Origin of the sequence: Streptomyces sp. NPDC056160 (assembly GCF_042268205.1) — a bacterium.
In the GTDB taxonomy this organism is placed as follows: Bacteria; Actinomycetota; Actinomycetes; order Streptomycetales; family Streptomycetaceae; genus Streptomyces.
This window is the reverse complement of the sequence record NZ_JBHJUW010000031.1, coordinates 50,598-76,580: the sequence shown is the minus strand read 5'-3', so window position 1 is coordinate 76,580 and position 25,983 is coordinate 50,598. Positions and strand designations below refer to the sequence as shown.

The following is a 25,983-nucleotide window of genomic DNA, read 5'->3' as shown; positions in this document are numbered from 1 at the left end:
CCGCTGTTCCGCTTGTCGGCGAACGTGGGGCGCCCCCGCTGCCGCGGGCCGGTGGAGGGGCTACTCGCCGGGGTGGGCGAGCGTGATGTCGTGGCCGTCGACGCCCCGGCCGGCCACGGTCAGCCCGGTCGCCGCCGGCGGGTAGCCGGTCGCGATGACCGTGTACTCGCCGCTGTCCAGGTCGGTGAAGGCGTACGCGCCGTCCGCGCCGGTGGTGGCCGTGCCGACCACGTTGCCGGCCGCGTCCACGAGCGTCACCCGCGCATCGGCGAGCGGACCGTGCGGGGCACGCACCACGCCCTGGAGCTGGGCGCCGGCCTGGAGGTCGATCTCGATCCGGGTGACGCCGGTCCCGCCCACCTCCAGCGGCAGGGCCCGCGGCCGGTGCCCGGCGGCGTTGACGGCCACGGTCACCACGCCCGGCACCAGCTCCGCGAAGGAGAACTCGCCGTTCTCGCCGGTCGTCCCGGTGGCCAGCAGATCACCGCGCACGTCGGTGACGATGACCATCGCGTCCTTCACCGGCGCACCGCCCTCGGCGGAGCGCACCACACCGCTCAGCCCGCTGGTGCCGCTGAGCAGGATGTCGTACGCCACCGGCTCACCGTTCACCACGACCGTGGAGGCTTGCGGCTGGAAGCCGTCCGCCGAAGCGATCAGCACGTACGAACCCGCACCCGGCGCGTCCAGGGCGTAGGCGCCGTCCGGCTGCGCCACCGAGCGGCCCAGCTGGCGGCCCGCCAGCGAGATGAGCGTCACCGCGGCCTGCGGCACCGGCACGCTCTCCGCACCTCGCACGTAGCCGTGCACGGGGATCCCGCCGCCGCTCTCCCGGGCCGGCTCGCCGGGGGCCAGGGTGGCGACGGCCGCGAGGCGCTGGGTGCCCTCCGGGCCGGGTTCGGTGGTCGCCGCGGCGGTGGCCCAGCTCGGCACCCGCTGCTCGGCGGTGGCCTCGACGGGAGCGGGGGCGGCGGCGACGGTCTGGGCGGCCTCGACCGGCATCGCGGCCGGTGCGGGGGCCTCGCCCGCGTTCTGCTGCTGGGCAGCCTGGGCCAGGGCGCCGGTGGTACGCAACGGGACCTCCTTGATGAACAGGACGACGAGGAAGGCGACGAACGCGCAGGGCGCGGCGTAGAGGAAGGCGTCGGCGATGCCGTGCCCGTAGGCGCCCTCCAGCCAGGTGCGCACCGGGGAGGGGAGCGCGTTCATGTCGGGCAGCTCACCTCCACCGCTCATCGCCTTGGCGGCGGCGGCCCGCGCGTGCGGGCTCAGGGACGTGATGGTGTCCTTGGCGTGGTGGCTGATACGGGTCGACATCACCGAGCCGAGCACCCCGACGCCGACCGCGCCGCCGAGGGTCCGGAAGAAGCTCACCGTCGACGACGCCGAGCCGAGGTCCTGCGGGGCGACCTGGTTCTGGGTGGACAGCACCAGGTTCTGCATCGTCATGCCGACGCCGACGCCGAGCAGCGCCATGTAGATGGACAGATGCCAGTACGGGGTGTCGTAGCGCATGCTGCCCAATAGGCCCAGGCCCGCGGTCAGGCACGCGCCGCCCGCCACCAGCCAGGCCTTCCAGCGGCCGGTGCGGGTGATGATCTGGCCGGAGACCATGGAGGCGACGAACAGGCCGCCGATCATGGGGATCGTCATGACGCCCGACATGGTCGGGGTCTTGTCACGGGCCAGCTGGAAGTACTGCGAGAAGAACACGGTGCCCGAGTACATGCCGACACCGACGAAGAGCGAGGCCAGCGAGGCCAGCGCGATGGTGCGGTTGCGGAACAGGCGCAGCGGGATGATCGGCGCGCTCGCCCTGGTCTCCACGAGCACGAACAGCAGCGCCAGCACGATCACGCCGCCCACCATCGTGAACGTCTGCCACGACACCCAGTCGTACTTGTCGTTCGCGAAGGTGACCCAGAGCAGCAGCAGGGAGGCCGCGGCGGTGATGAAGAAGGCACCCGCCCAGTCGACCTTGACCTGGCGCTTGGCGACCGGCAGGTGCAGGGTCTTCTGCAGCACCAGCAGGGCGATCAGGGCGAAGGGGGTGCCGACGAAGAGGCAGTAGCGCCAGCCCAGCCAGGAGGTGTCGGTGATGACGCCGCCGAGCAGCGGGCCGCCGACGGTCGCGACGGCGAACGTGGCGCCGGTGTAGCCGGAGTAGCGGCCGCGCTCACGCGGCGCGATCATCGCGGCCATGATGACCTGGACCAGCGCGGACAGGCCGCCCGCGCCCAGGCCCTGGACGACCCGCGCGGTGATCAGCATGGCGGGGTTCTGCGCCAGGCCCGCTATGACCGAGCCCGCGACGTAGATCACCAGGGCCAGCTGGACGAGCGCCTTCTTGCTGAGCAGGTCGGAGAGCTTTCCCCACAGGGGCACCGAGGCCGTCATGGCGAGCAGCGCCGCGGTGACGACCCAGGTGTACGCCGACTGGCCGCCGCCGAGGTCCTTGATGATCGTCGGCAGGGCGTTCGTGACGATCGTCGAGGACAGGATGGCGGCGAACAGTCCGAGCAGCAGCCCGGAGAGCGCCTCCATGATCTGCCGGTGCGACATCGGAGCGCCGTCCGGGGACGCGCCCCCGTGCCTGCCGTGGGCCCGCACACCGGCTGGTGTGGTCGTTGCCATGGGCTTCCTTTGCTATGTGTTTGCGGGTGTACGGGTGGTCTCTTCGATCACGGCGTCTTCGACCACGGCTGCTCGGCCATGGGCTCGGGGAGCCGGACCGGGGTGGACCGGCAGTCGCCGAAGCTGTCGCGCAGGCGGGTCATCAGCCGGATGAGCTGGCCGACCTCGTCGTCGGTCCAGTCGCTCAGCCGCTCCGTCAGCAGGTGCGTGGTCCGCCGGGACAGGTCGTCGAGCCGGTCGAGGCCGGCGGGCGTCAGGCGCAGGATGCGCGAGCGCTTGTCCGCGGGGTCCGGCAGCCGGTCGATCCAGCCGCGGGCGGCGACGTGCGCGACATGGCGGCTGGTCACCGACAGGTCCACGGCGAGCAGCTCGGCGAGCTTGCTCATGCGCATGTCCCCGTGACGGCCCAGCAGCGTCAGCACGGCGGCGGAGCCGGCCGGGCAGTCGGGCGGCAGGATCCGCCCCATGTCCCGTTTCACGGCGCCGACGGCACTGAGCTGACGCGCAAGCTCCTCGTACTGCGCCCGCTCGGCCATCACACCTCCGTAATCGTTGCTTGTAACAACCATAGAGGCGATTGATTGCCTCGGGCACCCAAATCGGCCCGCCCGGCGCAAAACCTTGGCAAAGGCAAGCATTGCGAAGGTAAACATCAACAGAGGGTGTGTCCGGCGTCGTGCCGCCGGGGTGCGACAGCCCCCTTCTTTCGGGGCGGGGAGGCGACCGCGGGGCGTCCACCGGGAGCTCTGGGCTCACTGCACGGTCGCACGGTCACCGACGGGCCCGGCGAGCAGCGGGATGGTGCCCCGCCCCCGTTCGCCGCTGTGCTCTCGACACCGCGGGCGGTCACTGCGACGGCGAACCTCGCGAAGCGCGGGGGAAGTTGCTTGACTGGTGGCCATGACACCGAAAGTGTTCGAGACCGTCACTCCGCGTCCGAGCGCCTACCTCGATCGTCTCGCCGCGTCCGACCTGGGCCGCTTCTACAAAGGACGTATGCTCGACGCGCTCGACGTCCGGCCGGGCCAGACGGTCGTGGATCTCGGCTGCGGCCCCGGCACCGACCTCGACGCGCTCGCCGAAGCCGCCACCTCGACCGGCACAGTCATCGGTGTCGATCACGACCGGGCCGCAGTGGACGCCGCCCGAGAGCGTACCGCCGGGCGGGGCACGGTCGCCGTTCACCTCGGCGATCTCCACGGCCTGCCACTGGCGGACCGCACCGCGGACCGCGCGCGCACCGACCGGGTGCTCCAGCACGTCGCCGATCCTGCCCTGGTGCTGCGCGAAACGCACCGCGTGCTGCGGCCGGGCGGGCGGCTCGTCATGGGCGAGCCCGACTGGGACACCTTGGCGATCGACCACCCGGACAGCGACCTGTCGCGCTCCTACACCCGGTACGTCACCGATGAAGTGGTCCGCAACGCCCGCATCGGCAGGCAGCTCCCACGACTCGCGGCAGAGGCCGGGTTCCAGGTGCCCACCGTCATCCCGGTCACGCCCGTCTTCCGGGACGTCCGGGCCGCTGACGAAGTCCTCGGGCTGGAGCGCACCACGCGACGTGCCCTCGCCGCGGGCTACCTCACCGATGAAGCGGCCCGGCGCTGGCTGGCCCACCTGGCCGACGGCCCTTTCCTCGCTGCGGTGACGTTCTACATCGTCGTGGCTGACTCGTAGCCGGGCCGGCCCGCCCGCACGAGTACCGGCTCCTCGCCGAAGGCCGGGCGAACTCCACGGCTGCTCGCCCGTTCGCGAGATGGAGCGCGTCGTCGTCGCGGGTGACGGACGGCTCCTCGCGCTGCCCCATCCGCTTGCGCCCGTCCGCGATGACGGTGCCCGCGGTCCGCGGCTCGGCCCTTCTTCTGCCGGTGAGCGCCTTGATGCGGTACCTACCTGCCGCGCGTGGACCTGATGCGCGGGTCGGCCTGTACGCGCAGCAGGAACGCGATCCAGCTGCGGTAGGGCTTCCACCGCTCCGCGATGTCCGCCAGCGCCGGGACGCCGCCCGCGGGGGCTTCGAGGGCGTAGGCGTCGGTCATGGCGGCGTGCAACCGGGGTTCGTGGCGGGGGAAGACATCCGGGTGACCGGCGCCGCGGATGAGGATGAGTTCGGCGGAGAACGGGCCGATACCGGGCAGCTCCCGCAGTGCGGCGAGGGCGTCCTGGGCCGGTAGGGCGCGCAAGGACGCGGCGTCGAGTTCACCCGCGTCCGCGGCCTCGGCCACGGCGTGCAGCCGGCTGATCTTCACCTCGGTGAGGCCGGGAAAGCTCGTGACTGCCCGCAGGGCCGCCGGGGAGGGAAAGGCGAACATCTCCTGCCCGGCGACCTCGACCCGGCGGCCGTGGCGCTGCGCGAGGAGTGTCTTGACGGCGGCGGCATGGCTCTTGCGGACCCGGTGGCCGATCACCGCCCACACCGCGGCCTCGTAGGGGGAGTTGAAGCAGACCGGACGCAGTCCGGGGAACCGTCTCATCAGCCCGGCCGCCACCGGATCGGCGGATGCCAGTTCCGGGAAGCGGTCGCCGTCGACGTCCAGGGAGAGGACGCGGGCAACGCTCTCGGCGGCCTTCTCCGCTTCGGCGGCGCCGGCAGCGGGTGGGGCGGGAAGGTGCCGGGGACCGAGGCCGGCCGGGCGGAGCGTGATCTGGGCCCGCACCGCGCCGTTGTCCCCCGGCGTCCGCTCCTGCCGCACGGCGGCGGTGACGGTGAAGCGGCCGTCGTCCGAGGCAAAGGCCAGCCGGAGCACCGGGTCCTGCCCTCCCCGGTAGGCGGCTGGGGTGAAGCCTCGCAGGAAACGCAGGCCGGCTTCGAGTGAGAACGGGCCGCGGGGGGCGAGGACCACAGCGCTCAAGGTCAGCCTCCGTGCACGGTGAGCCGGTAGCCCTCGGGGCCGGTGGAGGAGAACGTCAAGCCGAACGGAGTGTCCTGAAGCGGGCTGACGTCCTGCGTGCCGGCCTGCACCAGCTGCTCGCGCAGCGCGCTCGCGTCCGAGGTGCGCAACCTCAGCGCCACGCCCAGGCCTGGGCGCGCGGCATCGTCCAGGTCCACGCCGGGAAGCGGCTCGCGCACGGCGAACGCGATCGGGCTGGTGGAGAACACCACCGCGCCGGGCGGCGAGGCCGGCGCCCGGCGCAGTCCGAGGCGCTCCTCGAAGAAGGCGGCTGCGGCGGGCACGTCCTTCATCTGGAGAGCGACGGAATCGGGACCTTCGACAGTGGCGGCCATGGTTCCTCCAGACCTCGAATGTCAGGACTTTGACATACGTGACTGTAGGCGCCCCGGCTCTCACATGTCAAAATACTGACATGGAAGACCGTTCATCCGTGCCCCCGCCCCATCCGGCCCAGGACGTGACGGAGCACGTGGGATACCGCCTCAAACGCGCCTCAGCCGCCCTGCGCAGCGCCATGGACAAGGCCCTGCGCGAGCACGACCTCACCGTCCCGCAGTACTCCTGCCTCGAACTCCTCGACCGGCAGCCCGGCCTGTCCAACGCCGATCTGGCCCGCGGCACCTTCGTCACCCGGCAGTCGGCCAACGTCGTCCTGCGCGGCCTGGATGAGGCCGGCCTCGTCACCCGTGCGACCACGACCGACCACGGCCGCGCCCTGCCCGTCCACCTCACCCCGGCCGGACGGCGGCGCCTGGACGCCGCGCGCGGCGCCGTCTACGCCATCGAGGAACGCATGATCGAGGCCGTCCCCGCGGACCGCCTCGCGGCACTGCTCGCCGACCTCGACACCATGGCCGAATCCCTTGAGGAGTGACCACCCGGGAAGGTGCACCCGGGCACCCCCGTGACATCCGGCGTGACACGCCGCCCGCCGGCCCGGCCGACGAGTCCACGCCACCGGAGCGAGCCCGGCGGGATCCGTCACGGACGGCAACGCTCACCGGTCCCGCAGGGGGTCAGCGTGGTTCTCGGATGCTGTCGATGATGCGGGTCCAGTTGTCGCTGCCGTGGCCGTTCTCGATCGCGCGCCGGTAGTGGGCCTGCACGGCCAGGGGGAGCGCGAGGTCGAGGTCGAGTGCCGCGCTGGTCTCGACGATGTGGTCGGCCGTCGCGCCCATCATGGTGACCGTGCTGAGGTCGCCGGGATGTCGGCCGGCATCGAGCGCGGTACCGGGATGCTCTTCACCAGCCCTCAGGATGTCGCCGGTCGAGTCGGCGCAGGACAGCAACTCCGGCAGCGCTTCCCTGGCCTTCATCCCTGCGGTTCCCAGCATCGCGGTGGCATGCATCAGTGCGGACAACGTGGAGAGGAACAACGTGAGTTGGGCTTGATACATCATCTGGGCCAGGCCCGGGTCATCACCCAGATGCCTCGGCGTTCCCAGCAGTGCCAGCGCCGCCAGGTGGCTCTCTTTCACAGGGGCGCGGCCGCTGTAGTAGACGAAGGCCGCCTGCGTACCGACCATCGGAGCGGGGACCATGACACCTCCGGTGAGGAAGGCGGCCCCGTGACCCGCTGCCCAGGTCGCCGCCTCGCGTGAGCGCTCGGGAGTGTCGGAGGACAGGTTGACCAGCGTCCGTCCGTCGAGCGATGCGCTCGCGCCGTCGAGGATGTCGTACATCGCCCGGTAGTCGGTGAGGCTGAGGATCACGAGGTCACTCGCTTCGACCGCTTCGGCGGGCGTCGCGGCGAGAGTGGCCCCGGCGGCGACGACACCGTCAGCCCGGCCGGCGGTACGGTTCCATACGGTGACCGGGTGGCCGGCGGTGAGGAGGGTGCGGGTCATCGCCTGACCCATCGGACCGAGTCCGATCACGGTGACGGCACTGCCTGGCCTGGTGGCGGGGTTCTGTTGTTCGTTCACCCCTCCATGGTCGGAGGGTGTCACCGCTCGCGGAAGTACCTACTATTTTCTGCGGTACTTACCTTTTCGTAAGGGGGGGCAACGATGGCCAAGGCACCGAGACGCGGGCCTTACATCTGCGGGATCGACGCTGCGCTCGACGTGGTGAGCGGCAAATGGAAGGGACTGATCCTCTGGGAACTCGACGCCCATCGCGTACGCCGCTTCGCGGAGTTGCGTCGCGGCCTGCCGGGAGTGAGCGAGAAGATGCTGACGCAGCACCTGCGTGAGATGGAGGAGGACGGCCTCGTCCACCGCGAGATCCATGCCGAGGTGCCGCCGCGGGTGGAGTACTCCCTGACCGAGCACGGGCGCACACTCAATCAAGCGCTCGCGCCACTCGGCGCGTGGGGGGCCGAGCGGATACGCCGCGAAGACTCCGAAGCGGTCGACGTAGCCCTGTGACCGGAGTGGTCGAGTTGCCGGGGGGCGGGTCGCTGACAGCCGGGTGCGCAGAGGCTCACCGGGTGGGTGGCTCGGCGAGTGACAGGCTGTTCCCGTCCGGGTCCAGCACGACGACGTGGCGCACGCCGTTGCCGTAGGTCTCGACCGGTTCGTGGTCGATCCCGTGCGCGGCGAGTCGGGCCAGGATGTCGTCCAGGTCGGTCACACCGAGTGTGATCATGGCTCCCCCGACTCGCTCAGCGCGCACGTCCCGATCGTCGACGACGACCCACGCGTTCTCTCCGAGCTGCCACAGGTACTCCTCGCCGGTGATCTCGTCCGGCGGGCGCCCGAAGAGCGCCTCGCACCACTCCGCCGCCCTGGTCCGGTCACTCACGCACAGGACGCTGTACAAGTCCACTCGGATCACTCCTCACGGTCGCTCCGGAAGCCGGACCACTCCAGCGAGCGGGACTCATCGGCGCAAGGCTGCCCGCCCCGCCGCCCCTCCGCGGTCAGCTCACCGCGCTCCCCTCCCTCAGGGTGTACCAAACTGTTGAGACAGCACAATCTCTCGCTTTCGGATCGGTCGGCTCCTCTCCTGATTCGCCTGCTGGCTGCTGGCATGATCCCCATGAGGGCAAGTCAGGCCCATGTAGCTCCCATACAAAACGAGGAGGCTCGTGTGACGCGTAACAGTCATGTTCTGGTGACGGGCGTAGGTGCGATGACGCCGCTGGGGGCCGATGCGCCGTCGTCGTGGTCGGGGCTGTTGGACGGTGAGTCGGGGGTGCGTCTCCTGGAGGAGGAGTGGGCCGCGGACCTGCCCGTGCACGTTGCGGCCGGGCTCACGGTGGACCCTGCCTCACTGCTTCCGAGGGCCGAGGCCAGGAAGCTGGACCGCGGTGAGCAGGTCGCCCTCCTCAGTGCGCGCGAGGCTTGGCGGGACGCCGGTGCTCCGCAGGTCGAGCCGGAACGGCTGGCCGTCGTCATCGGTACCGGGACCGGTGGTGTCCTCTCCACGCTGGGACAGGACGACGTCTTCGAACGCGCCGGGATCCGCCGGCTGTCGCCGTTCGCGGTCCCCATGCTGATGCCCAACGGGCCGGCTGCCTGGGTGAGCATGGACCTGGGTGCGAAGGGGGGTGCCAGGACCGCGGTGAGTGCCTGTGCGTCCGGGGCGGAGGCCCTCGCCCTGGGGCAGGATCTGATCCGCAGCGGGCGCGTGGACGTGGTCGTCGCAGGCGGGGTGGAAGCGTGCCTGCACCCCTTCACCCTCGCGGCGTTCGCCCAGATGAAGGCCCTGTCGACGCGGTCCGTGGACCCGGAGACCGTGTCCCGTCCTTTCGACGTCGCACGGTCCGGCTTCGTCATGGGCGAGGGCGCCGGGATGATGGTGCTCGAACGCGCCGAGTTCGCCCGGGCCCGTGGAGCACGTGCCCACGGCACGCTGGCCGGCAGCAGCGTGAGTTCGAGCGCGGACCACATCACGGCGTCCGACGCGGAAGGCCAGGCCTTCGCCATCGAACTGGCGCTGCGCGACGCCGGACTGGCCCCGGCGGACATCGGGGTCGTGCACGCACACGCCACCTCCACGGAGTCCGGCGACCTGGCGGAGGCCGAGGCGATCGGCCGCGTGATCGGCAGCCACGCCGCGGTGACCGCGACGAAGTCGATGACAGGTCACATGTTGGGCGCTTCCGGGACGGTCGGCGCCATGGCCGCTGTGTTCGCGCTCGAGAACGGCACGGTGCCGGCCACGCGCAACCTCGACGACCTCGATCCGCGTGTGGAACTGGACGTGGTGCGCGGTGAGCTTCGCACCGGGCAGTGGTCCGCGGCCCTGGCCAACTCCTTCGGATTCGGCGGACACAACGTCACTCTGGTGTTCACCAGGTGACGAGGAGGCCTTGGCGCTCAAGGTCGGCGCCAGGCGCGCCCGGCGTCACAGGGCATCGGGCGGGTCGTTGCGGGAGGTGGCGGAGAAGTCGGCGGTCACGGTCACCCCACGGGGCCCGCGTCGGCGCCGGTCAGAAGCCCTCGCGGTGAGCCTCCACGCTTCACGTCCGGCGGGGCCGGCCTCCCGCGAGCCCGCCCCGGAGGCCGGCGTGGGTTGTCAGCCGGGCGAGGCGCGTGTGGGCGGAGCGCTTCGGGGCAGGCGAGGCGCGATGCCCCGGGCGTAGGAGGTCACGTGTTCGACCGCTTCCATCTGACGCGATGCGAGGGGGACGGTGCTCACCTGCGGGTGCGCCATGGCGGCGACGGTCCGGCAGTGCTGCTCCTGCACGGTCACCCGCGCACCCACGCGACCTGGCACCGGGTCGCCCCGTTGCTGGCCGCGTCCGGCCACACGGTGGTCTGCCCGGACCTGCGTGGCTACGGTCGGTCCGACAAACCCCCCACCGACCCGGAGCACCGCCCGTACTCCAAGCGCGCCATGGCCGGCGACTGCCTGGCGGTCATGCGCCGCCTCGGGCACGAGCGGTTCGCGGTCGTCGGGCACGACCGGGGCGCGTACGTGGCCACGCGCCTCGCCCTGGACCACCCGGAAGCGGTGTCCGCCGTGAGCGTCCTGGACGCCGTCCCCATCGGGGAGGCACTGCGGCGCTGCAACGCCGCGTTCGCCGCGAGCTGGTGGCACTGGTTCTTCCTCGGACAGACCGACAAGCCCGCTGAACGCGTCATCAACGCCGACCCCGACGCCTGGTACAAGGCGACAGCCGAGCAGATGGGGGCCGAGGCCTACGAGGACTACCACCGCGCCATTCATGACCCGGCCACCGTGCACGCCATGTGCGAGGACTACCGCGCCGGTCTCGGTGTCGACCGGGAGCACGACGACGCCGACCGTCAGGCCCACCGACGCATCGGTTGCCCGCTGCAGGTGCTGTGGGCCACCCGCGACGACATGGTCGACCTCTACGGCGACGTGCTGGGCGTGTGGCGGGACTGGACGAGCAACCGGCTGTGCGGCGGTCCGATCGACTCCGGACACCACATCGCCGAAGAGGCTCCCGAAGCGCTCGTCGCCGCCCTGCGCGAGTTCTGGGGGAGCCGCGGCTGAGCCTGCGCCGGCAGGTGGCACCGGACCGGCTCGCGTGATCCGCTCACGCCGCACCATCGGCTCACGCCGCACCATCGACGGATCCCGGGCCGCGTGCAGGACGTCGGTGTGATCTCCGTCGTGCCGTCGACGTCCCCGCAGTCCGCGTCGGCATCCGACCTCATCGACCACCTGCGCTCGGAGGTGATCCCGCGCGCCGAGCGGGGCAGGTCGAGGAAGGTCCACGTCGGCGGCCCCACCCGAGCAACGACGACTTCGCCTCCGTACTGATATGGGCAAGCTGCCCGTGTTCGTCCTGATGATCGCCGCACTCGGAGAGCGCGCGACCGGCCCATGTCCTGTTCGGCTGCCTGCCCCGACCTCGACCGCGACGTCCGCGGCCCGCTGCGCGCCGCCGGCTGCTCCCTCCCGCTCATCGGCTCGCTGGGTGCGGGTCGCTGATCACCGGACGCGGGGTGCGCCGGGGACGACAGGTCAGAAGGCGTAGCGAAGGGTGAGCCAGGGCGCGTGCGCCGCGATCAGTTCCCGTAGGCGCTGCACGGCGGCCCCTTTCATTCCGCTGCGGTAGCGGACGTTGTCGTCACCGTTCTGGGACCGCTTGGCCTGCTGGAGTTCCGGGCGCCACAGCAGTTCTTCGGCGCGGGGGTGCCAACCGAGGTTGATCTCGTGCAGGCCGCGGTTGTGGGTGAGCAGGATGACCTCGGCGGCGGCCTGCGCCTTGACGGCGGGCGGGAGTACGTCGTCCAGCTGCCGCAGCAGTTCCGCCCAGGCGGCCTCCCAGTCGGGGCGCAGCACGACGGGCGACAGGTTGAAGTGCACCTCGTAACCGGCTTCCAGGAAGTCGGCCGCGGCGGCGATCCGCTCGGGGACGGGGCTGGTGCGGATGTCCAGCAGCCTGGCGTCCTGCGGCGGCATGACCGAGAAGCGGATGCGGGTGCGTCCGCGCGGATCGAGGCGGAGCAGGTCGCGGTTGACGAACTTGGTGGCGAAGCTGGCCTTGGCGGTCGGCCAGGAACGGAAGGCCCGGATCAGGTCGGCGGTGTTGTCGCTGATCAGCGCGTCGACGGAGCAGTCACCGTTCTCTCCGACGTCGTAGACCCAGGCCGCGGGGTCGCACTGGTTGGGCTGCGCTTTGCGGCCCTGCTCGGCGACGTGGCGCTCCAGGTGGGCGATGATGCGGTCCACGTTGGTGAAGACGGTGATCGGATTCGCGTAGCCCTTGCGGCGCGGTACGTAGCAGTAGGCGCAGGCCATGGCGCAGCCGTTGGAAGCGCCGGGCGCGATCCAGTCGGCTGAGCGGCCGTTGGGGCGGGTGGTCAGTGACTTGCGGACCCCGAGGACCAGTGTCTCGGCCTTCACCCTCGCCCAGCGCTGCACGTTTCCCTCGTTGCCGTGCAGGTGCGGAATGCGCCAGTGCGAGTCGACCTCGATCAGGCGGGCCCGCGGGAATCGCGCCAGGATCTCACGGCCGCGTGGCGACACGGCCGCCTCGGGCTCGGCGTGGATCTCGCGGATCCGCAGCAGGCGATCGGCGTCCGGGGACGGGGCCGCCGGCCACGAGCAGGGGTCGGACTCGGCCTCGGACTCGGCCTCGGACGTGGTGCGGGGCCCGGAAGTCGTGCGCGGTTCGGAGGTCGTGTGCGGTTCGGAGGTCGTGCGGGGTTCGGAGGCGTCGATCAGGTCGTCCAGAGGGAACAGGCTCGCCTGTCGGTCGCCGCGGTGATCAGGGGGTGGAGGCATGGGGACTCGCGAAGGAGTGAGGTACTGGTTCCTCCATTGTCACCCCGCCGGCGTCGATCGTGTTCCGGCCCGGCGGTGGGCGGCGGTCCGGCGCGTCGCGGCAGACCGCCGTCCGCGTCTCGGGACACACGCGCGGGCCCCGCCACCTCGCTATCGGCGGGATGCGTCCCCGTCCGCCCCTTGTCCTCGACCGGCCGGTGCCACGCCCTGCTGCGGTGCCCGGAAGCCGGCGATCCGCTGTTCGGGCAGTTCGGCCAGGCGCGGCGGGGTGCGGTCCTCGAACATCGGGCCGATGAGCTGCACTCCCACCGGCAGTCCCTGGGCCGGCTGGTCGACCTCGAACGCGGTGAACGCCTCGACCACGTGGCCGAGCGCGGCGACGTCCGCCTCCGGTCCGTAGCCGGTCACCGCCCAAGCGGGTCAGCCGGTCGAGCCGTGCCCGCAGGGTGCCGCGCGCGACACCGAGTCGGCGGGCGATCTCCAGCAGGCCCTCCGCGGACGCTCCCCGAGCAGACGCAGCATCCGGCCGTCGAGCGGGTCGAGCCCCTGTCGTGTCACCGCGTCCGCCGATCCGCGACCTCGGGGGCGCATCCGCGCCCTATTTCTTGTCACATGGACGACGGAGCACGGAGTCTGTTGCCTAATCGGCTGTCGATGACCCACGCTGGGGGCCCCGGTCCAGGAGGCGCAGTCGTGAGACAGCACACCCATCCGTTCGTCCCTTACCGGCCCGACCGGTACGACGAGGCCGAGACGGTCCAGCGGGGCAAGGACTTCGTGTCGTTCCTCGACCGCCGCCGCAGCGTGCGGTTCTTCAGCGACGAGCCGGTCCCGCGCGAGTGCGTCGACCTCGCCGTCGCCGCGGCGAACACCGCCCCCTCCGGTGCCCACTTCCAGCCGTGGAAGTTCTCGGTGATCGGCGACGCCGAGACCAAGCACCGCATCCGCATCGCCGCCGAGGAGGAGGAACAGGTCAATTACGAGGGCGGGCGGATCCCGCCCGAGTGGCGCGCCGCGCTCGCACGCCTCGAAACGAGTTCGGACAAGAGCTTCCTCGACGTCGTGCCGTGGATCGTCGTCTGCTTCGCCGAGAAGAGCACCGCGATGCCGGACGGTTCGCTGCGCAAGAACTACTACGTGAACGAGAGTGTGGGCATCGCGTGCGGCTTCTTCATCGCCGCGCTGCACGCGATGGGGCTGAGCACCCTGACGCACACACCCAACCCGATGGGCTTCCTCACCAGGATCTGCCGTCGGCCCGGCAACGAGCGGCCCTACATCCTCTTCCCCATCGGCTACGCCGCGGCCGACTGCGAAGTCCCGTACCTGGTACGCAAGTCGACGGCAGAGGCAACCAGTGAGAGCCCGGTGACTTGACGGCGCCGTCGCGCCATAGTGACCGGCATGACCACTTCACCACACGCCGCCGGCGTACCAGGAACGGCCGGCGCGACGGAGCGCCCGGCGCGAGGGGGACGGCCTCCGCACCGACGGAGGGTGTTGCGGGGGGCCGGGCTCGCCGCCGCGGCGGCGTTCGTCACGGCGACACTCGCGGTGCCCGACGCGACGGCTGCGACGGCCGGGGCGGCCGGCGTGACGGCCTCGTCCGCCGTCCCCGGGCAGCCGGCGGCTGCCCTCCACTGGAGGGCGTGCCCCTTCCCCGGTGCGCCGAAGGAACTGCGATGCGCCTCCATCCGGGTGCCGGTCGACTACGCGCACCCCGAGGGGCCGACCACCACGGTCACGGTGGACCGCCTCCCGGCGACCGGCGCGCACCCGGTCGGCAGCCTGTTCTTCGACCCGGGCGGACCCGGCGGTTCAGGGACACGGGTCGTGTACGCCGAGTCCCTGGGCACGAAGGTGTTCTCGGCCGCCACCCGGGAGAACTTCGACGTGATCGGCCTGGACCCGCGCGGCATCGGGCTCAGCAGCGCGGTGCGCTGCGACCCGGCGCTGCTCAACCGCCGGGTCTCGCTGTTCCCGAAGGACGAGGCCGCCTTCGGGCGCCTGGTCGCGCGCAACCGGGAGCTGGCCGAGAGCTGCCGGCGGCTCACCGGACCTCTCGTGGACCACGTCGACACCGTCAGCGCCGCACGCGACCTGGAGGCCCTGCGCCAGGCGCTCGGCCAGGGCGGGCTCAACTACCTCGGACTGTCCTACGGTTCACAGCTCGGCGCGACGTACGCCGAACTGTTCCCGCGGCACATCCGGACGCTGGCCCTGGACGGCGCGCTCGACCACTCGCTGCGGACGACGAGCCTGTTGCGGTACGAGGCGCACGCCTACGAGGAATCCTTCGACCGGTTCGCCGACTGGTGCGCGGACGACGGCTCCTGCGCCCTGCACGGCACCGATGTGAGGCGGCTCGTCGACACCCTGGTGGCGAGCGCGGACCGTACGCCGCTCCCGGCCCCGCAGTGCGCCGAGGCGGGCGACTGCCGTGCGTCCGTGACGGGGGAAGACATACGGCTCAACCTGCAGAACCTGCTGCTGTTCCCGGCCCGGCGCAACAACGCCGCCCTCGCCCTGCAGCAGGCGGCGGGCGGTGACGCCTCGGCGTTCTCGCCGGCGCTCGCCGCCGGGCCGAGCGACGACATCGTGAACGGCAGCGGCATCGCGGTCGAGTGTCTCGACTGGCCGACGCCGATCCGGACCCTCGCCGATCTGCGGCGGCTGCGGCGGCTCGGGGAGGCGTCCGCGCCCCGGCTCGGCGGCGCGTCCCAGTCGTGGACCATCCTGACCGGGTGCGTCGGCCGGCCGGCGCCGGTGGTGAACCCGCCGCGTCCGGTCCGTGCCCGGAACGCGCCGCCGATCCTGATCACCAACGCCACCCACGACCCGTCGACGGCGTACCCGTGGGCGCTGCGGCTGCACCGCCAGCTGTCGTCCAGTGTGCTCGTGACCCGTGAGGGCGACGGCCACACCAGCTATCTCGCCCACGGCCCCAGTCACACCCGGGACGCCATCGACACGTACCTGCGCACCGGCCGGGCCCCGGCGCCCGGCACGGTCTACGGCGACTGACCGGAGCGCGCTCGTGAGGGGCCCGCTGGTTTGCGGGGCTGTGCGGGGGCACCCTTCGGGCATGGAGGACAGCCGTGCCGCCCGCCCGCCGACCCGTGCCTTCGTGCTGGGCGGCGGCGGTGCGCTGGGCGCCTACGAGGTCGGCATGCTCAAGGCGCTCTTCGCCGCCGACCTGTACCCGGACCTCGTCGTCGGCACCTCCGTCGGCGCGATCAACGGTGCCGCCGTGGCGGCCGACCCGTCGCGGGCGTCGGTGGCCCGGCTCGCCGACCTGTGGACCGGTCTCGGGCGGGCCGGCGTGTTCTCCGGATCGCTGCTGGGGCGGCTGGGCACCGCCGTGCGCAGCGGCACCCACCTGTACCATCCCACCCCGCTGCGCGACCTGCTCTCCTCCCACCTTCCGGTGACACGCGTCGAGGAGCTGGCCCTGCCGTTCCAGTGCGTCGCGGCGAACATCGAACGGGCCGCAGAGCACTGGTTCGCCGCGGGGCCGCTGGTGGACGCGGTGCTCGCCTCGTGCGCGGTGCCGGGGCTGCTGCCGCCCATCCGGCTCGACGGCGAGCACTACGTCGACGGCGGCCTGGTCAACAGCATCCCCGTCGGCCGCGCGGTGGCCCTCGGGGCGAGCGAGGTGTACGTCCTGCAGGTCGGCCGCGTCGAGCGCCCGCTCTCGCCGCCGCGCGCTCCCTGGGAGGTGGCGCTGGTGGCGTTCGAGATCGCTCGCCGGCACCGGTTCGCCCGGGACATGGCGGACCTGCCGCCCGGCGTCACGGTCCGTGTGCTGCCGTCGGGCTCGGCCCCCGAGGAGGGCACAGGGACCCTGCGGCAGCTGCGGTACCGCAGCTTCGGGCGGACCGCCGAGCGCATCGAGCGCGCCTACGCGGCCTCCTCCCGGTACCTCGACACCGCCCTCGGCGCCTCCGACGGCGCACCATGACCGCCTCGGGCGCGCGACGAAGCCGCCCGGCGCGGCTCACCGGCGCGGTGGTCACCGGGCTGCGCCGGACCCTCACCATCGCGCTGCTGTTCGCCCTCGTCCCCGTGGTGGCCGCGCTCCTCGTCGTGGCGGCCCTGCTGTGCGCGCCGGTCTCGCTCGCCACGCGCGGGCCCTGGAGGCCGGTGCGGATCACCTGCTTCGCCCTGCTGTACCTCCTGGTGGATCTGGCCGGAGTGACAGCCGCCGCCGGGCTGTGGGCGCGTCGGCTGCCCGAGGGGCGGGCGGGGGCAGAGCGGCGTGCCGCGGACGCGTTCGCCGTGCTGGAGAGGCTGTTGCGAGTCCTGCGGCGGGCGGGCGAGCGGGTCTTCCGGCTCCGGGTGGAGGTGACGCCCCCGCTGCCGGGCGGGACCGGCGCTGGGGCGGCGCCCCTCCTGGTCTTCGCCCGGCACGCCGGTACCGGCGATTCCTTCCTGCTGCTCCAGACGCTGCTCGGCCGGGCCGGGCTGCGGCCCCACACGGTCCTGAAACGGGTCCTGCGCGCCGATCCCGCGCTCGACGTCCTCATCGGACGGGTCCCCCACTGCTTCCTGCCCTCGTTGCGCGGGCGGTCCGAGGACGCGATCGGGGACCTGGCGGCCGGGCTGGGCCCGGGCGACGCCCTCGTGCTCTTTCCGGAGGGCGGCAACTTCACACCGCGCCGCCGGCGGCGCGCGATCGCCTCGCTGCGCCGCCGGGGGGCGCCGGGCCGGGCGTCCCGCGCGGAGCGGATGCACCACGTCCTGCCGCCGCGGGACGCAGGTGCTCTGGCCGCGATCGCCGCCGCGCCCACGGCCGACGTGGTCTTCGTGGCCCACACCGGCCTCGACGCGATCCACTCGGTCCGCACCGCCTGGAACCGGCTGCCGCTGCGTGAGAGCGTGCGGGCGCACTGGTGGCGCATACCCGCAGGCCGCGTGCCGCGTGCCGCAGGGCGACGACGCCCGCAGCGAGTGGCTGCTCGCCCAGTGGGCCCGCGTCGACCGCTGGACGGCCCGCCACGCCGGTCCGGACGCGATACACGCGTGAGGCCCCGTCGGCCGGGCTGTTCGGAAGGTCGCGCGGGGCCGGCAGCGGCGCGTCACAGCGTGGCGGTCGTGCCCTCCCCCGACGCGCTGCCCGCGAGCCACTGGTCCCATCCCAGGTTGAAGTCGGCGTAGCCGTTGTCGGCGGGCGCCTTGGCGCGGGGCGAGCCGGTGATGGTGATGGGGTCGCCCTGCTTGACCTGGTTGTAGAACCACTTGGCGTCCGACAGGGAGAGGTGGACGCAGCCGTGCGAGCCGCGGGCGCTGCCGCTGCCCGGGTCGGGGTCGCCGGTCGAGTAGTGCACGTAGGTACCGGACTGGGTGAGGTGGACGTCCCAGGGCAGCGTGAGGTCGTAGTAGTTGGCGCTGCCCTTCTGGCAGCTGATGCCGACGCTGCAGGAGGTCATGTGGACCTTCTTCTGCTTGTCGATGACGGCCATCGTGCCGTTCCACGTCGGGTACTGGGCGCTGCCCGCGTTGATGGACAGGGTGCGCACGGCGTGGCCGTTGCGGGTCACCTTCATGGTGTGGCCGCGCACCGAGACGTCGGCGCGCACGTCGTCGCCGACCTTGAAAGTGTGCGTGTAGCCGTGCACGCCGTAGCGTCCGTTGCCGTTGCCGACGCCCGTCAGGTCGGCGTCGATCTTCACCGTCGTACCGGAGGGCCAGTACTCCTTCGGGCGCCAGTCGGCGCGCTTGTCGCCGAACCAGTGCCAGGCGCCGGCCACCGGCTGGGAGGCGCTCACCTTCATGTGCTTCTCGACCGTGGCCCGGGCCTTCGCCGCCACCGGGTTGCTGAAGACCACCGAGATCGGCATGGCCACCCCGACCGTGGTGCCCGACTGCGGGGTGATCGTCTCCAGCAGCATCGGCGGGCCCGCCGGTTTCGTGGGTGACGGGGACGAACCGGCGCTCGGCTTGTGCGAACCCTTCGCGTCGGTGCCGGTGGCCTGGTCACTGCCGCCGTGGCCACAGGCGCTCGCGCCCACCAGCACCGCGCCCATGACGAGTGCGATCCCTATGCCGCCCCTGCGCCGTCCCATGACCTGCCTCGCTCTCTCGACTCTCCGGCCCCGACGGGCTCACACTTCCCGGTCGGGCTCACTCCCCTGTCAGATGGTGAAGTCCCGGGAACGGGTTCCCCGATGCCGCGTAAAGCGTCTCTCAAAAATCGGACCGAGAGCAGGTCCGTCGGGGTGGCACCGGCCGGACGCGCGGGCCGGCCCGGTGCGGCCGTGGAGCGCTGAGCCGGCCTCAGGCCCCCGCTGCCGCGCCGGTCTCCGCCCGCCGACGGTGGCCGAGCCGCGGCCCCGGGCCGGCCCCCGCCCGGCCGCCGGTACGGCGCGCCGGCCACGTGGACGGCGAACGGTCGCCGACTCCCGTCTCCCGCAAACCTCTTGACCCGTCAATTGGTTCAGTCCAATAGTGGTAGCGCTCCCATCGCTCCTCCCCCACCTCCCCGTCTCCGCGAGGCGACAACCCCCACACCCACCCCAGGAGGCCGTTGTGCTCTCCCGTCGTGCCCTTCTCACCGCCGCAGCGGCCACCGCGACCGCTCTCCCCCTGACGGCTGCCGGCACCGCCACCGCCCGCTCGCGAGCAGGCACCCTCGCCGCCGCTCTCCCGATCGCGCTCGCCAACAACTCGGGCGGCTCCGCACCGGTCTATGCGTACATATCCGGTGCGGACACCTCCGGATGGCCCGGTTTCGTCACCGCGGACGGACGCTTCCACCGGCTGCCCAGCCCGTCCTCGGTGCTGACACCGACGCCCGACTACGCCATCCCCCTGGGCGGTTCGGGTTCCGCGCCCACGCGTCTGACGCTGGGCGACTACGTGATCGGCGGCCGCGTCTGGTTCTCGACCGGGCGCAAGATCCAGTTCTTCGTCAACCCGCCGGGCGGCAACGGCGGCGTGCCCGGCCTGGTGCAGCCCGGCTTCACCAGCACCGATCCCAACTGGACCACCAGTTGGACGTTCTGCGAGTTCACCTACAACTCGGCGAACCTGTACGCCAACATCAGCTATGTCGACATGGTCGCCCTGCCGGTCTCGATGGCCACCACCGGCGCCGCCGGGAACCAGTCGGTAGCGGCCCTGCCCTCGGGGGCCCTTGCGTCCCTCGCCTCCGGGCTGCGGGCACAGCACGCGGCGGACGGCGCGCCCTGGGACCAGTTGGTCGCCACCGACTCCGCGGGCACGGTCCTGCGCGTACTGGCGCCCTCCCACGCGCCCACGGACTTCGGCGCGTACTGGAGGCCGTACCTGGACCGGGTGTGGGACTACTACCGCACCCACACCCTCACCGTGGACGGCCAGGGGTCGATCGGCGCCTACTCCGGGACCGTCAGCGGCGACGTGCTCACGTTCGCCGGGCTCAACACCAACGGGGTGCCCTTCACCAAGCCTTCCGCCGCCGACATCTTCGGCTGCGCGAGCGGCCCGCTGTACAACTCCGGCGCCGACGCACGCGGCGCCGTCGCCGCCCGCCTCGCCGCCGCCCTCAACCGCTCCAGCCTCCTGGTCGCCGGAGGGGCTTCCCAGCCGAACGGTGTCACTCCCGCCCAGTACTACACGGAGTCGATCACCAACCACTACGCCCGTCTGGTGCACCGGTACGCGAACATCGGCTACGCCTTCCCGTACGACGACGTCGGCCCCACCGGCAGCGCCCCGGTCGACGGCCACCTCCAGGACCCCGCGCCCACCTCCTGGACCATCACCCTGGGTCCCGGCGGCGGAGGGACGACCCCGCCCCCGGGAGGCGGCGGCACCAGCGCCTACTCCACCATCCAGGCGGAGGACTACACCGCTCAGAGCGGCACGCAGACCGAGACCTGCACCGACACCGGCGGCGGCCGCGACGTGGGGTACCTCGCGGCCGGGGACTGGCTGAAGTACGCCTCGGTGGACTTCGGTTCCGCCTCCCCGGCGCAGTTCCTGGCCCGGGTCGCCTCCGGAGTGGGTGCCGGCGTCAGCGGCGCGATCCGCGTGCGGGTGGACAGCGCCACCGGGCCGCAGATCGCCGAGATCGACCTCGGTTCCACGGGCGGCTGGCAGACCTGGCGCACCGTGCCCGCCAACATCACCCGGGCGGTCACCGGGGTCCACGACCTCTACGTGACGTTCGCGGAGAGCACCGTCGAGTTCGTCAACGTCAACTGGTTCACCTTCACTCACTGATCTCACGAGCACAGCACTGCTCCGCCCGCCGGGGTACCTGCCCGGTGGCTCGTCAGGCCCGGCAGCGCAGCATCTCCAACGGCGGGTCGGCGTGGAAGTCCGCCCAGAAGTCCGCGCCGGACTCGCTCCATGACGGCGATGTCCTCGGCGTAGCCGAAGAGTCGGACCGCCAGCCCGATGTCGAAACTTCAGCTTCGACGGACCGACCCCGGAGAAGTACGGCTTTCGCAGCGTACTCACCGGGGAGGAGGCCGAGACCGGACCGCAGGTGCGGATCACCGCACTGCTCGACCCGCCGGTCTCGTTCGTCGCCAGCCGCCCGCGCCGGGAGGTCTACGAGAGGTGCCTGCGGGCTGCCGGGTTCAGCGAGGCGGCCTGGGTCCCGCTGACGGTCTCGGAGGCCGGCCTGCGCGAAAGCGCTGCTCGAAAGTCCGCAGGTCACAGACGTCGCCCACCTCGTAGCGCACGTCCAGCGGGTGGCGCGTGTCCCGGTCGCCTTCGCGCTCACGGCTCGCACCCCGGAGCGGCCGCGACCCGCAGCCGGCAGTCTCCACGGCTCCCGGCGGGCCCTCGTACTGGCCGAAGACACGAAGATCGGGAGATCGTTCCGTCCTCCTCTACAGACGGGTGGCCCGGCCACCACTCAGCACGGCAGGTGTGTGCCCTGCCCACCTAGGCGGGGCCCGGCCGGTCACACACAGTGGAAGGGACAGCAGCGGTGAGTTGTGTGGTTCCCAGACGGACGTGACGGGGGATGAGATGGGGGACGGCGGCGTGTGCGCGGCGGACGGACGGAACCGGGCCGGCGGCCCGGCCCCCGTCGGTGCCTGCGACGACGTCTTCGACGACCTGTGCTCGGCGCTGTTCGCGTCCCTGCCCCGCCGGGACCAGCGCAGGAGGGGCATGGAGTACGTGGGCGGCCTGCTGCGCACCGAGGGGCGCAAGTCGATACGGAACATCGCCGCCACGACCGGTGGATCGGCCACCGAGCAGCGACTGCACCACTTCGTCACCAGCTCGACGTGGGACTGGGTCTCGGTGCGCCGGGACCTGGCGCGCTACCTGGCCCGTGTGGCGCCGCCCGAGGCGTGGGTCGTGCATCCCCTGGTCATTCCCAAGGCCGGTGAGCACTCCGTGGGGGTGGAGCGGCAGTTCGTGTCCGCCATGGGCCAGGTGCTCAACGCCCAGCAGGCCGTGGGCGTCTGGGCGGCGTCGGAGCGGCTGTGCGCGCCGGTCAACTGGCGGCTGCTGCTCTCCGCGGACTGGCTGGGGAACGGACGGCGGCGGGTGCGGGCGTCGATCCCCGAGGGGCTGCTGCTGGAGCGGACCCTAGGCGACTGCTCCATCGAGGCGTGCCTCGACACGGCGGCGGAGGTGGGGCTGCCGGTGCGGCCGGTGGTGCTGGACGCGCGGGACGCGGACGGCGCGGCGGTGGTCCGCAGGCTGCGCGCGGCGAACCTGCCCGTACTGGCCCGTGTCAGCGGCTCGCTGCCGCTGTCCGTGACGGATGCGGCCCTCGCGCCGCGCGGCGGCGCCCCGGTGCCGGCGCACCAGATCATGGGCGCCGCCCGGGAGATGCGGCGACCGGCCCGCCGGGGGGCGGACCGCGGTGCCGTACGGACCAGCCTGGTCGCGGGCCTGCGGGTCGCGCTGCCGGGGGAAGCGGGCGCAGGGCCGTCCGCCCGCCGGACCGGCGACGCCGCGGTCGCAGCGGCCGGCGGCACGGACCTGCTGCTCGTCGGCGAGTGGCGGGGGCGCCAGCGGTGGCCCGCGGCGCTGTGGCTGACCGACCTGACCAAGGCGCCCCCCGCCGCCCTGCTGCGGCTCGGGTCGCTGCTGCGCAGGGTCGACCGGGACTTCGCCGCGATCTCGGACCAGGTCGGGCTGCGGGACTACGCCGGCCGGTCCTTCAGCGGCTGGCACCGCCATGTCACGCTCGCCTCCGCCGCGCACGCGGTGGCCGCCCTGACCGGCGCGGCCGGGGCGTACCTGGATCAGGCGTCCTGACCGGGCACGCGCTCGCGGTGCGGCGCGCCGCGGCGGGCGCGCAGGACATGCCGGATCCGTGCCAGCCTGAGCGCCGTACGGACCTCGAAGGCCCGCTCCGGGTTCTGCCACTCGGCTCCCAGCAGCTCACTGACCCGCTTGAGGCGGCGGGCGACGGTGTTGGGGTGCACGTGCAGTCTTCGGGCCGCGTGCGTGGGGCTGCCCCCGGTGTCGAAGTACGTCTCCAGGGTGCGGGCGAGGTCGGTGGACGAGCGCCGGTCGGTGTCGGTCACCGGACCGATCGTCGCGTCGATGAAGCCGTCGACATCGTGGTCGTCGGCCAGGAGCAGCCCTAGGAAACCCAGTTCGCGCAGGGACGCGGCGCTTCCTTGGGCGCCGAGTGCGCTCATCGCGTCGAGGCAGCGCTGCGCCTCCCTGTGGCCCCGGAGGACCGATCCTGTTCCGGTCACCGGGCCGGCGGCGCCGACGGTCACGGCGGTGCCGAGCAGCGGTGACAGCTCGTCGTGGACGGCCCGGGCGGCGGCTGCGGCGTCCGCGCCCGGCAGGAGCAGCGCGGCTTCGCCGTCGTGCACGCTCTTCAGCCCGCCCTTGCGCCGCGCGTAGGAGGCCGCCCAGACCACCACCCTGCGCCGGTCGCCCTCCTGGGGCCGGGCGAGGACCACGACGTGCGGCTGCCCCATGTCGATGCCCAGTCGGAGCGCGGTGGTCTCCAGTCGCCGGGGAGGGTGCTCGGAGTGGGTGAGGAGGTCGTCGAAGAGCTGGTCGCGCACCCGGCCGCGGTCGTCGGCGGCGCTACGGCCGCCGCGTGAGAGCAACAGCACCGCCACGCAACGGGTGGCCAGGCGCAGCAGCCGCTCGTCGAGGCCGGTGAGCGGTCGGCCGGGACGCAGGAAGAGCGAGCCCAGCACCTCGTCGCCGGCGAGGATCGGCGCCACCCAGGTGTCGTCGTCCGTCGGCAGCGGCCTGGCGGCACCGTGGGCCCTCATGGCGGCGGCTACCGCCGCGAGGTCCCCGGTGGTGGCCGCGCGGGGGCCGTCGTCCGCCCCCGCGGGCGGGTCCGCCCGGCACGGCCCGGCTGCCGGGGTGCGGTCCGCGGTGTCGGTGAGCACCGTGCCGTCCGTCGCGCAGACGCGTACCGTTCCGCCGAGGCGGCGGGCCAGCTCCACGGCCACCGCGTGCAGGTCCGTGCCGTCGAGCACCAGATCCGTCAACCGGTCCTGGAACGCTCCCAGTTCGCGTTGCTCGCGCAGGGCCGACTCGGTGCGGTCGGCCGTATGCGAGAGGCGGCGGACGAGGGCGGTGGACCGGTCCAGGACACGGGCGTTCTCCACGGCCGCGGCGGCCAGGTGCCCCAGGGATGTCATCAGCGAGATCTCGTCGGTCGTGAAGTGCCTGACCTTGCGGTCGGCCGCGTAGAGCACGGCGAAGGTCCTGCCGCCGTAGCTGAGCGGAACCGCGCTCACGGCGTGCAGTCCCTCGGCGCGGACCACCTCGTCGAGGGCCCGACTGCGCCGGATCGAGCCGTCGGTGAGGTAGTCGGGCGTCCAGGCGGGCGCCGAGCCGGCCAGGACGTCGCCGACCAGCCCTGCGTCGTCGGGCAGTCGCAGCCCCACGGTGAGCGTCGAGGTGTGGCCCTCGCAGGCCCGGACCCGGACCACTCCTTCGTCCTCCTCGGGAAAGGCGATGAAGGACATGTCGGTGCCGAGCAGGGTCCGGGTGCGCCGGGTGACGACCTTGAGCAGGGAGGCCAGGTCGTACGGTGCCGCGAGGTCCCGGGCGATGTCGACCAGCGTCGACAGCCCCTTCTCCAGCCGGTGCCGGCGGCCCAGCTGTGCGTAGAGGCTCAGTTCCAGGTCCCGGGCGCGTTCCAGTTGTTCGTACTGCCCTGCCTGTCCTTCGTCCCCCCTTGGTCCGCACTCCCCCCTTTGTCCGCTCTCCCCCCTGTGTTCGTACTCCCCCGCTCCGGGCCCGCCGCGCCGGACGTACGCCACCAGGTCCTCCAGGCGGTCGGCCGGCGCTTCGCCGGCGAGTAACTCCCGTACGGCAGTGGTGTACGACTTGGCGTGGTCCCGTGGCACGTGGCTCCCCCGGTGCTACAGCTGTGCTCCCTGACTGGCGAGAGCTTGAAGCTATGCATGTGCCACGGACGCAGTCAACATTTTGTTGAAACGTTGTCGGGGCCGAGGGGCGTTCACACTGCCGTGGACGCCCGCCCCTCGCCGGTGGGGAGCAGTGCCGTCCGCTCCTGCCCGACCTGATGGAGTCGGCCGTACTTGACGGAGTGCGGCTCAAGCCGTTGGCGGGTCCGTGGGCCGCGGCCCACGATCGTGGCGACCGGGAGCCGGCCGCGGCTCACGGTGCCGGGCACCGGGGCGTCCTTGCGTGCCGGGCGGGCATCCGTGCGCCTTTTTCACGCCAACGGGAAGCGCTATGACCAATCTCGCCGTCATCTACTACTCGTCCACCGGGAACGTCCACCAGCTGGCCGACGCCGCGGCGACCGCCGGGAGGAAGGCGGGCGCCGACGTACGCCTGCGGCGGGTCGCCGAACTCTTCCCTCCGGACACGGTCGCCGGGAACCCCGCCTGGGCCGGCCATCTCGCCGCGACGCGCGACGTCCCCGAGGCCGCCCTGGAGGACCTGGAGTGGGCCGACGCGCTGCTGTTCGGCACGCCGACCCGCTTCGGGCTGCCCGCGGCCCAGCTCAAGCAGTTCCTCGACACCACCGTCACGCTGTCCCTCGCGGGGAAGCTCGTGAACAAGATCGTGGCGTCCTTCACCTCCACGGCGGCCACGCACAGCGGCCAGGAGAGCACCATCCTGGCCCTCAACAACACCTTCTACCACTGGGGCTCGATCCTCGTGCCGACCGGCGCCGTGGACCCCGTCCTCGCCACGCCGGACAACGGCAACCCGTACGGCGTCAGCAGCGTCTCCCGGGGCCGCCCCGCCGGCGCGGCTCCCGGCAACCTCGCCGCGATCGAGGTGCAGGCCCGCCGTGTCATCGACATCGCCGGCGCCCTGAAGCGCGGTTCCGCCGCGGGCTGACGCCCCGCCCGGGCCCCCGGCCACCAGCACCAGCACCAGCACC

General features: G+C 72.5%; 23 protein-coding genes. 13 read left to right on the top strand and 10 right to left on the bottom strand.

What is annotated here, in order from left to right; genetic code table 11:
* Nucleotides 1-60: 60 nt before the first annotated feature.
* Both ACFC02_RS14595 and ACFC02_RS14590 read right to left on the bottom strand, forming a co-directional pair.
* Nucleotides 61-2,634, bottom strand: a complete 2,574-nt coding sequence (locus tag ACFC02_RS14595; RefSeq protein WP_376356425.1) for an MFS transporter — start codon at nucleotides 2,632-2,634, stop codon at nucleotides 61-63.
* A gap of 47 nt (nucleotides 2,635-2,681) precedes the next feature.
* Nucleotides 2,682-3,170 carry a MarR family winged helix-turn-helix transcriptional regulator gene (locus ACFC02_RS14590; RefSeq protein WP_376356423.1) on the bottom strand — a complete coding sequence of 163 codons (489 nt, stop codon included), beginning with the start codon at nucleotides 3,168-3,170 and terminating at the stop codon, nucleotides 2,682-2,684.
* Nucleotides 3,171-3,534: 364 nt separating this feature from the next.
* Between ACFC02_RS14590 and ACFC02_RS14585 the strand changes: the two genes are divergently transcribed.
* Nucleotides 3,535-4,311 (top strand): methyltransferase domain-containing protein, encoded by a 777-nt coding sequence (locus tag ACFC02_RS14585; protein ID WP_376356421.1) that lies wholly within the window; start codon nucleotides 3,535-3,537, stop codon nucleotides 4,309-4,311.
* Between the two features lie 212 nt (nucleotides 4,312-4,523).
* On the opposite strand, the gene ACFC02_RS14580 is transcribed toward ACFC02_RS14585, so the two are convergent.
* Nucleotides 4,524-5,486, bottom strand: a complete 963-nt coding sequence (locus tag ACFC02_RS14580; protein WP_376356419.1) for a DNA-3-methyladenine glycosylase family protein — start codon at nucleotides 5,484-5,486, stop codon at nucleotides 4,524-4,526.
* 2 nt (nucleotides 5,487-5,488) lie between these two features.
* Nucleotides 5,489-5,860, bottom strand: a complete 372-nt coding sequence (locus ACFC02_RS14575) for a VOC family protein (protein WP_376356417.1) — start codon at nucleotides 5,858-5,860, stop codon at nucleotides 5,489-5,491.
* An 80-nt stretch (nucleotides 5,861-5,940) separates the two neighbouring features.
* On the opposite strand from ACFC02_RS14575, the gene ACFC02_RS14570 reads away from it, so the two are divergent.
* Entirely contained in the window at nucleotides 5,941-6,402 is a 462-nt protein-coding gene (locus ACFC02_RS14570) for a MarR family winged helix-turn-helix transcriptional regulator (protein ID WP_376356415.1), read from the top strand.
* 142 nt (nucleotides 6,403-6,544) lie between these two features.
* On the opposite strand, the gene ACFC02_RS14565 is transcribed toward ACFC02_RS14570, so the two are convergent.
* Nucleotides 6,545-7,453 (bottom strand): NAD(P)-dependent oxidoreductase, encoded by a 909-nt coding sequence (locus ACFC02_RS14565; protein WP_376356413.1) that lies wholly within the window; start codon nucleotides 7,451-7,453, stop codon nucleotides 6,545-6,547.
* A gap of 84 nt (nucleotides 7,454-7,537) precedes the next feature.
* Here ACFC02_RS14565 and ACFC02_RS14560 point away from each other — a divergent pair, with 84 nt between their 5' ends.
* Nucleotides 7,538-7,897, top strand: coding sequence for a winged helix-turn-helix transcriptional regulator (locus tag ACFC02_RS14560; RefSeq protein WP_376356411.1), 360 nt, complete (start codon nucleotides 7,538-7,540; stop codon nucleotides 7,895-7,897).
* 55 nt (nucleotides 7,898-7,952) lie between these two features.
* On the opposite strand, the gene ACFC02_RS14555 is transcribed toward ACFC02_RS14560, so the two are convergent.
* On the bottom strand, nucleotides 7,953-8,297 hold the full coding sequence (locus ACFC02_RS14555; protein ID WP_376356409.1) for a VOC family protein: 345 nt from the start codon (nucleotides 8,295-8,297) through the stop codon (nucleotides 7,953-7,955).
* 264 nt (nucleotides 8,298-8,561) lie between these two features.
* Here ACFC02_RS14555 and ACFC02_RS14550 point away from each other — a divergent pair, with 264 nt between their 5' ends.
* The 3 genes from ACFC02_RS14550 (at nucleotide 8,562) to ACFC02_RS14540 (ending at nucleotide 11,210) form a co-directional block, all read left to right on the top strand.
* Entirely contained in the window at nucleotides 8,562-9,776 is a 1,215-nt protein-coding gene (locus ACFC02_RS14550; protein WP_376356407.1) for a beta-ketoacyl-[acyl-carrier-protein] synthase family protein, read from the top strand.
* Between the two features lie 291 nt (nucleotides 9,777-10,067).
* Complete coding sequence (locus ACFC02_RS14545) at nucleotides 10,068-10,940, top strand: alpha/beta fold hydrolase (protein ID WP_376356405.1); 873 nt, start codon at nucleotides 10,068-10,070, stop codon at nucleotides 10,938-10,940.
* Nucleotides 10,941-11,033: 93 nt separating this feature from the next.
* Nucleotides 11,034-11,210, top strand: a complete 177-nt coding sequence (locus ACFC02_RS14540; RefSeq protein WP_376356403.1) for a hypothetical protein — start codon at nucleotides 11,034-11,036, stop codon at nucleotides 11,208-11,210.
* A 204-nt stretch (nucleotides 11,211-11,414) separates the two neighbouring features.
* Here ACFC02_RS14540 and ACFC02_RS14535 read toward each other — a convergent pair whose 3' ends face one another.
* A complete protein-coding gene (locus ACFC02_RS14535; protein ID WP_376356401.1) occupies nucleotides 11,415-12,680 on the bottom strand; it encodes a spore photoproduct lyase family protein in 1,266 nt (421 codons plus the stop codon).
* A 150-nt stretch (nucleotides 12,681-12,830) separates the two neighbouring features.
* Nucleotides 12,831-13,088, bottom strand: coding sequence for a hypothetical protein (locus ACFC02_RS14530; RefSeq protein ID WP_376356435.1), 258 nt, complete (start codon nucleotides 13,086-13,088; stop codon nucleotides 12,831-12,833).
* Nucleotides 13,089-13,373: 285 nt separating this feature from the next.
* On the opposite strand from ACFC02_RS14530, the gene ACFC02_RS14525 reads away from it, so the two are divergent.
* The 4 genes from ACFC02_RS14525 (at nucleotide 13,374) to ACFC02_RS14510 (ending at nucleotide 17,837) form a co-directional block, all read left to right on the top strand.
* The gene (locus ACFC02_RS14525; RefSeq protein ID WP_376356400.1) at nucleotides 13,374-14,057 is read left to right on the top strand and encodes a nitroreductase family protein; all 684 of its coding nucleotides are present in this window, start codon (nucleotides 13,374-13,376) and stop codon (nucleotides 14,055-14,057) included.
* Nucleotides 14,058-14,180: 123 nt separating this feature from the next.
* Complete coding sequence (locus tag ACFC02_RS14520; RefSeq protein WP_376356398.1) at nucleotides 14,181-15,704, top strand: alpha/beta hydrolase; 1,524 nt, start codon at nucleotides 14,181-14,183, stop codon at nucleotides 15,702-15,704.
* Nucleotides 15,705-15,765: 61 nt separating this feature from the next.
* Nucleotides 15,766-16,641 carry a patatin-like phospholipase family protein gene (locus ACFC02_RS14515; protein ID WP_360977338.1) on the top strand — a complete coding sequence of 292 codons (876 nt, stop codon included), beginning with the start codon at nucleotides 15,766-15,768 and terminating at the stop codon, nucleotides 16,639-16,641.
* A complete protein-coding gene (locus ACFC02_RS14510) occupies nucleotides 16,638-17,837 on the top strand; it encodes a hypothetical protein (protein ID WP_376356395.1) in 1,200 nt (399 codons plus the stop codon). The genes ACFC02_RS14515 and ACFC02_RS14510 overlap by 4 nt, the downstream gene beginning before the upstream one ends.
* On the opposite strand, the gene ACFC02_RS14505 is transcribed toward ACFC02_RS14510, so the two are convergent.
* Nucleotides 17,759-18,745, bottom strand: a complete 987-nt coding sequence (locus tag ACFC02_RS14505) for an Ig-like domain-containing protein (RefSeq protein ID WP_376356393.1) — start codon at nucleotides 18,743-18,745, stop codon at nucleotides 17,759-17,761. The genes ACFC02_RS14510 and ACFC02_RS14505 overlap by 79 nt on opposite strands.
* A gap of 463 nt (nucleotides 18,746-19,208) precedes the next feature.
* Between ACFC02_RS14505 and ACFC02_RS14500 the strand changes: the two genes are divergently transcribed.
* Nucleotides 19,209-20,885, top strand: a complete 1,677-nt coding sequence (locus tag ACFC02_RS14500; protein ID WP_376356391.1) for a beta-1,3-glucanase family protein — start codon at nucleotides 19,209-19,211, stop codon at nucleotides 20,883-20,885.
* 744 nt (nucleotides 20,886-21,629) lie between these two features.
* On the top strand, nucleotides 21,630-22,892 hold the full coding sequence (locus ACFC02_RS14495; RefSeq protein WP_376356389.1) for an IS701 family transposase: 1,263 nt from the start codon (nucleotides 21,630-21,632) through the stop codon (nucleotides 22,890-22,892).
* Here ACFC02_RS14495 and ACFC02_RS14490 read toward each other — a convergent pair.
* Entirely contained in the window at nucleotides 22,880-24,970 is a 2,091-nt protein-coding gene (locus ACFC02_RS14490) for a helix-turn-helix domain-containing protein (RefSeq protein ID WP_376356387.1), read from the bottom strand. The two genes, ACFC02_RS14495 and ACFC02_RS14490, sit on opposite strands and share 13 nt — an antisense overlap.
* Nucleotides 24,971-25,322: 352 nt before the next feature.
* Here ACFC02_RS14490 and ACFC02_RS14485 point away from each other — a divergent pair, with 352 nt between their 5' ends.
* Nucleotides 25,323-25,940: an NAD(P)H-dependent oxidoreductase gene (locus ACFC02_RS14485; protein ID WP_376356385.1), complete on the top strand. Its 618-nt coding sequence runs from the start codon at nucleotides 25,323-25,325 to the stop codon at nucleotides 25,938-25,940.
* Nucleotides 25,941-25,983 lie beyond the last annotated feature (43 nt).

What these genes read in the sequence shown, in the direction of transcription:
- ACFC02_RS14595 (WP_376356425.1), bottom strand. Translation starts at nt 2,634, where the DNA reads ATGGCAACGACCACACCAGCCGGTGTGCGGGCCCACGGCAGGCACGGG.
- ACFC02_RS14590 (WP_376356423.1), bottom strand. Translation starts at nt 3,170, where the DNA reads ATGGCCGAGCGGGCGCAGTACGAGGAGCTTGCGCGTCAGCTCAGTGCC.
- ACFC02_RS14585 (WP_376356421.1), top strand. Translation starts at nt 3,535, where the DNA reads ATGACACCGAAAGTGTTCGAGACCGTCACTCCGCGTCCGAGCGCCTAC.
- ACFC02_RS14575 (WP_376356417.1), bottom strand. Translation starts at nt 5,860, where the DNA reads ATGGCCGCCACTGTCGAAGGTCCCGATTCCGTCGCTCTCCAGATGAAG.
- ACFC02_RS14570 (WP_376356415.1), top strand. Translation starts at nt 5,941, where the DNA reads ATGGAAGACCGTTCATCCGTGCCCCCGCCCCATCCGGCCCAGGACGTG.
- ACFC02_RS14560 (WP_376356411.1), top strand. Translation starts at nt 7,538, where the DNA reads ATGGCCAAGGCACCGAGACGCGGGCCTTACATCTGCGGGATCGACGCT.
- ACFC02_RS14535 (WP_376356401.1), bottom strand. Translation starts at nt 12,680, where the DNA reads ATGCCTCCACCCCCTGATCACCGCGGCGACCGACAGGCGAGCCTGTTC.
- ACFC02_RS14515 (WP_360977338.1), top strand. Translation starts at nt 15,766, where the DNA reads ATGGAGGACAGCCGTGCCGCCCGCCCGCCGACCCGTGCCTTCGTGCTG.
- ACFC02_RS14510 (WP_376356395.1), top strand. Translation starts at nt 16,638, where the DNA reads ATGACCGCCTCGGGCGCGCGACGAAGCCGCCCGGCGCGGCTCACCGGC.
- ACFC02_RS14505 (WP_376356393.1), bottom strand. Translation starts at nt 18,745, where the DNA reads ATGGGACGGCGCAGGGGCGGCATAGGGATCGCACTCGTCATGGGCGCG.
- ACFC02_RS14485 (WP_376356385.1), top strand. Translation starts at nt 25,323, where the DNA reads ATGACCAATCTCGCCGTCATCTACTACTCGTCCACCGGGAACGTCCAC.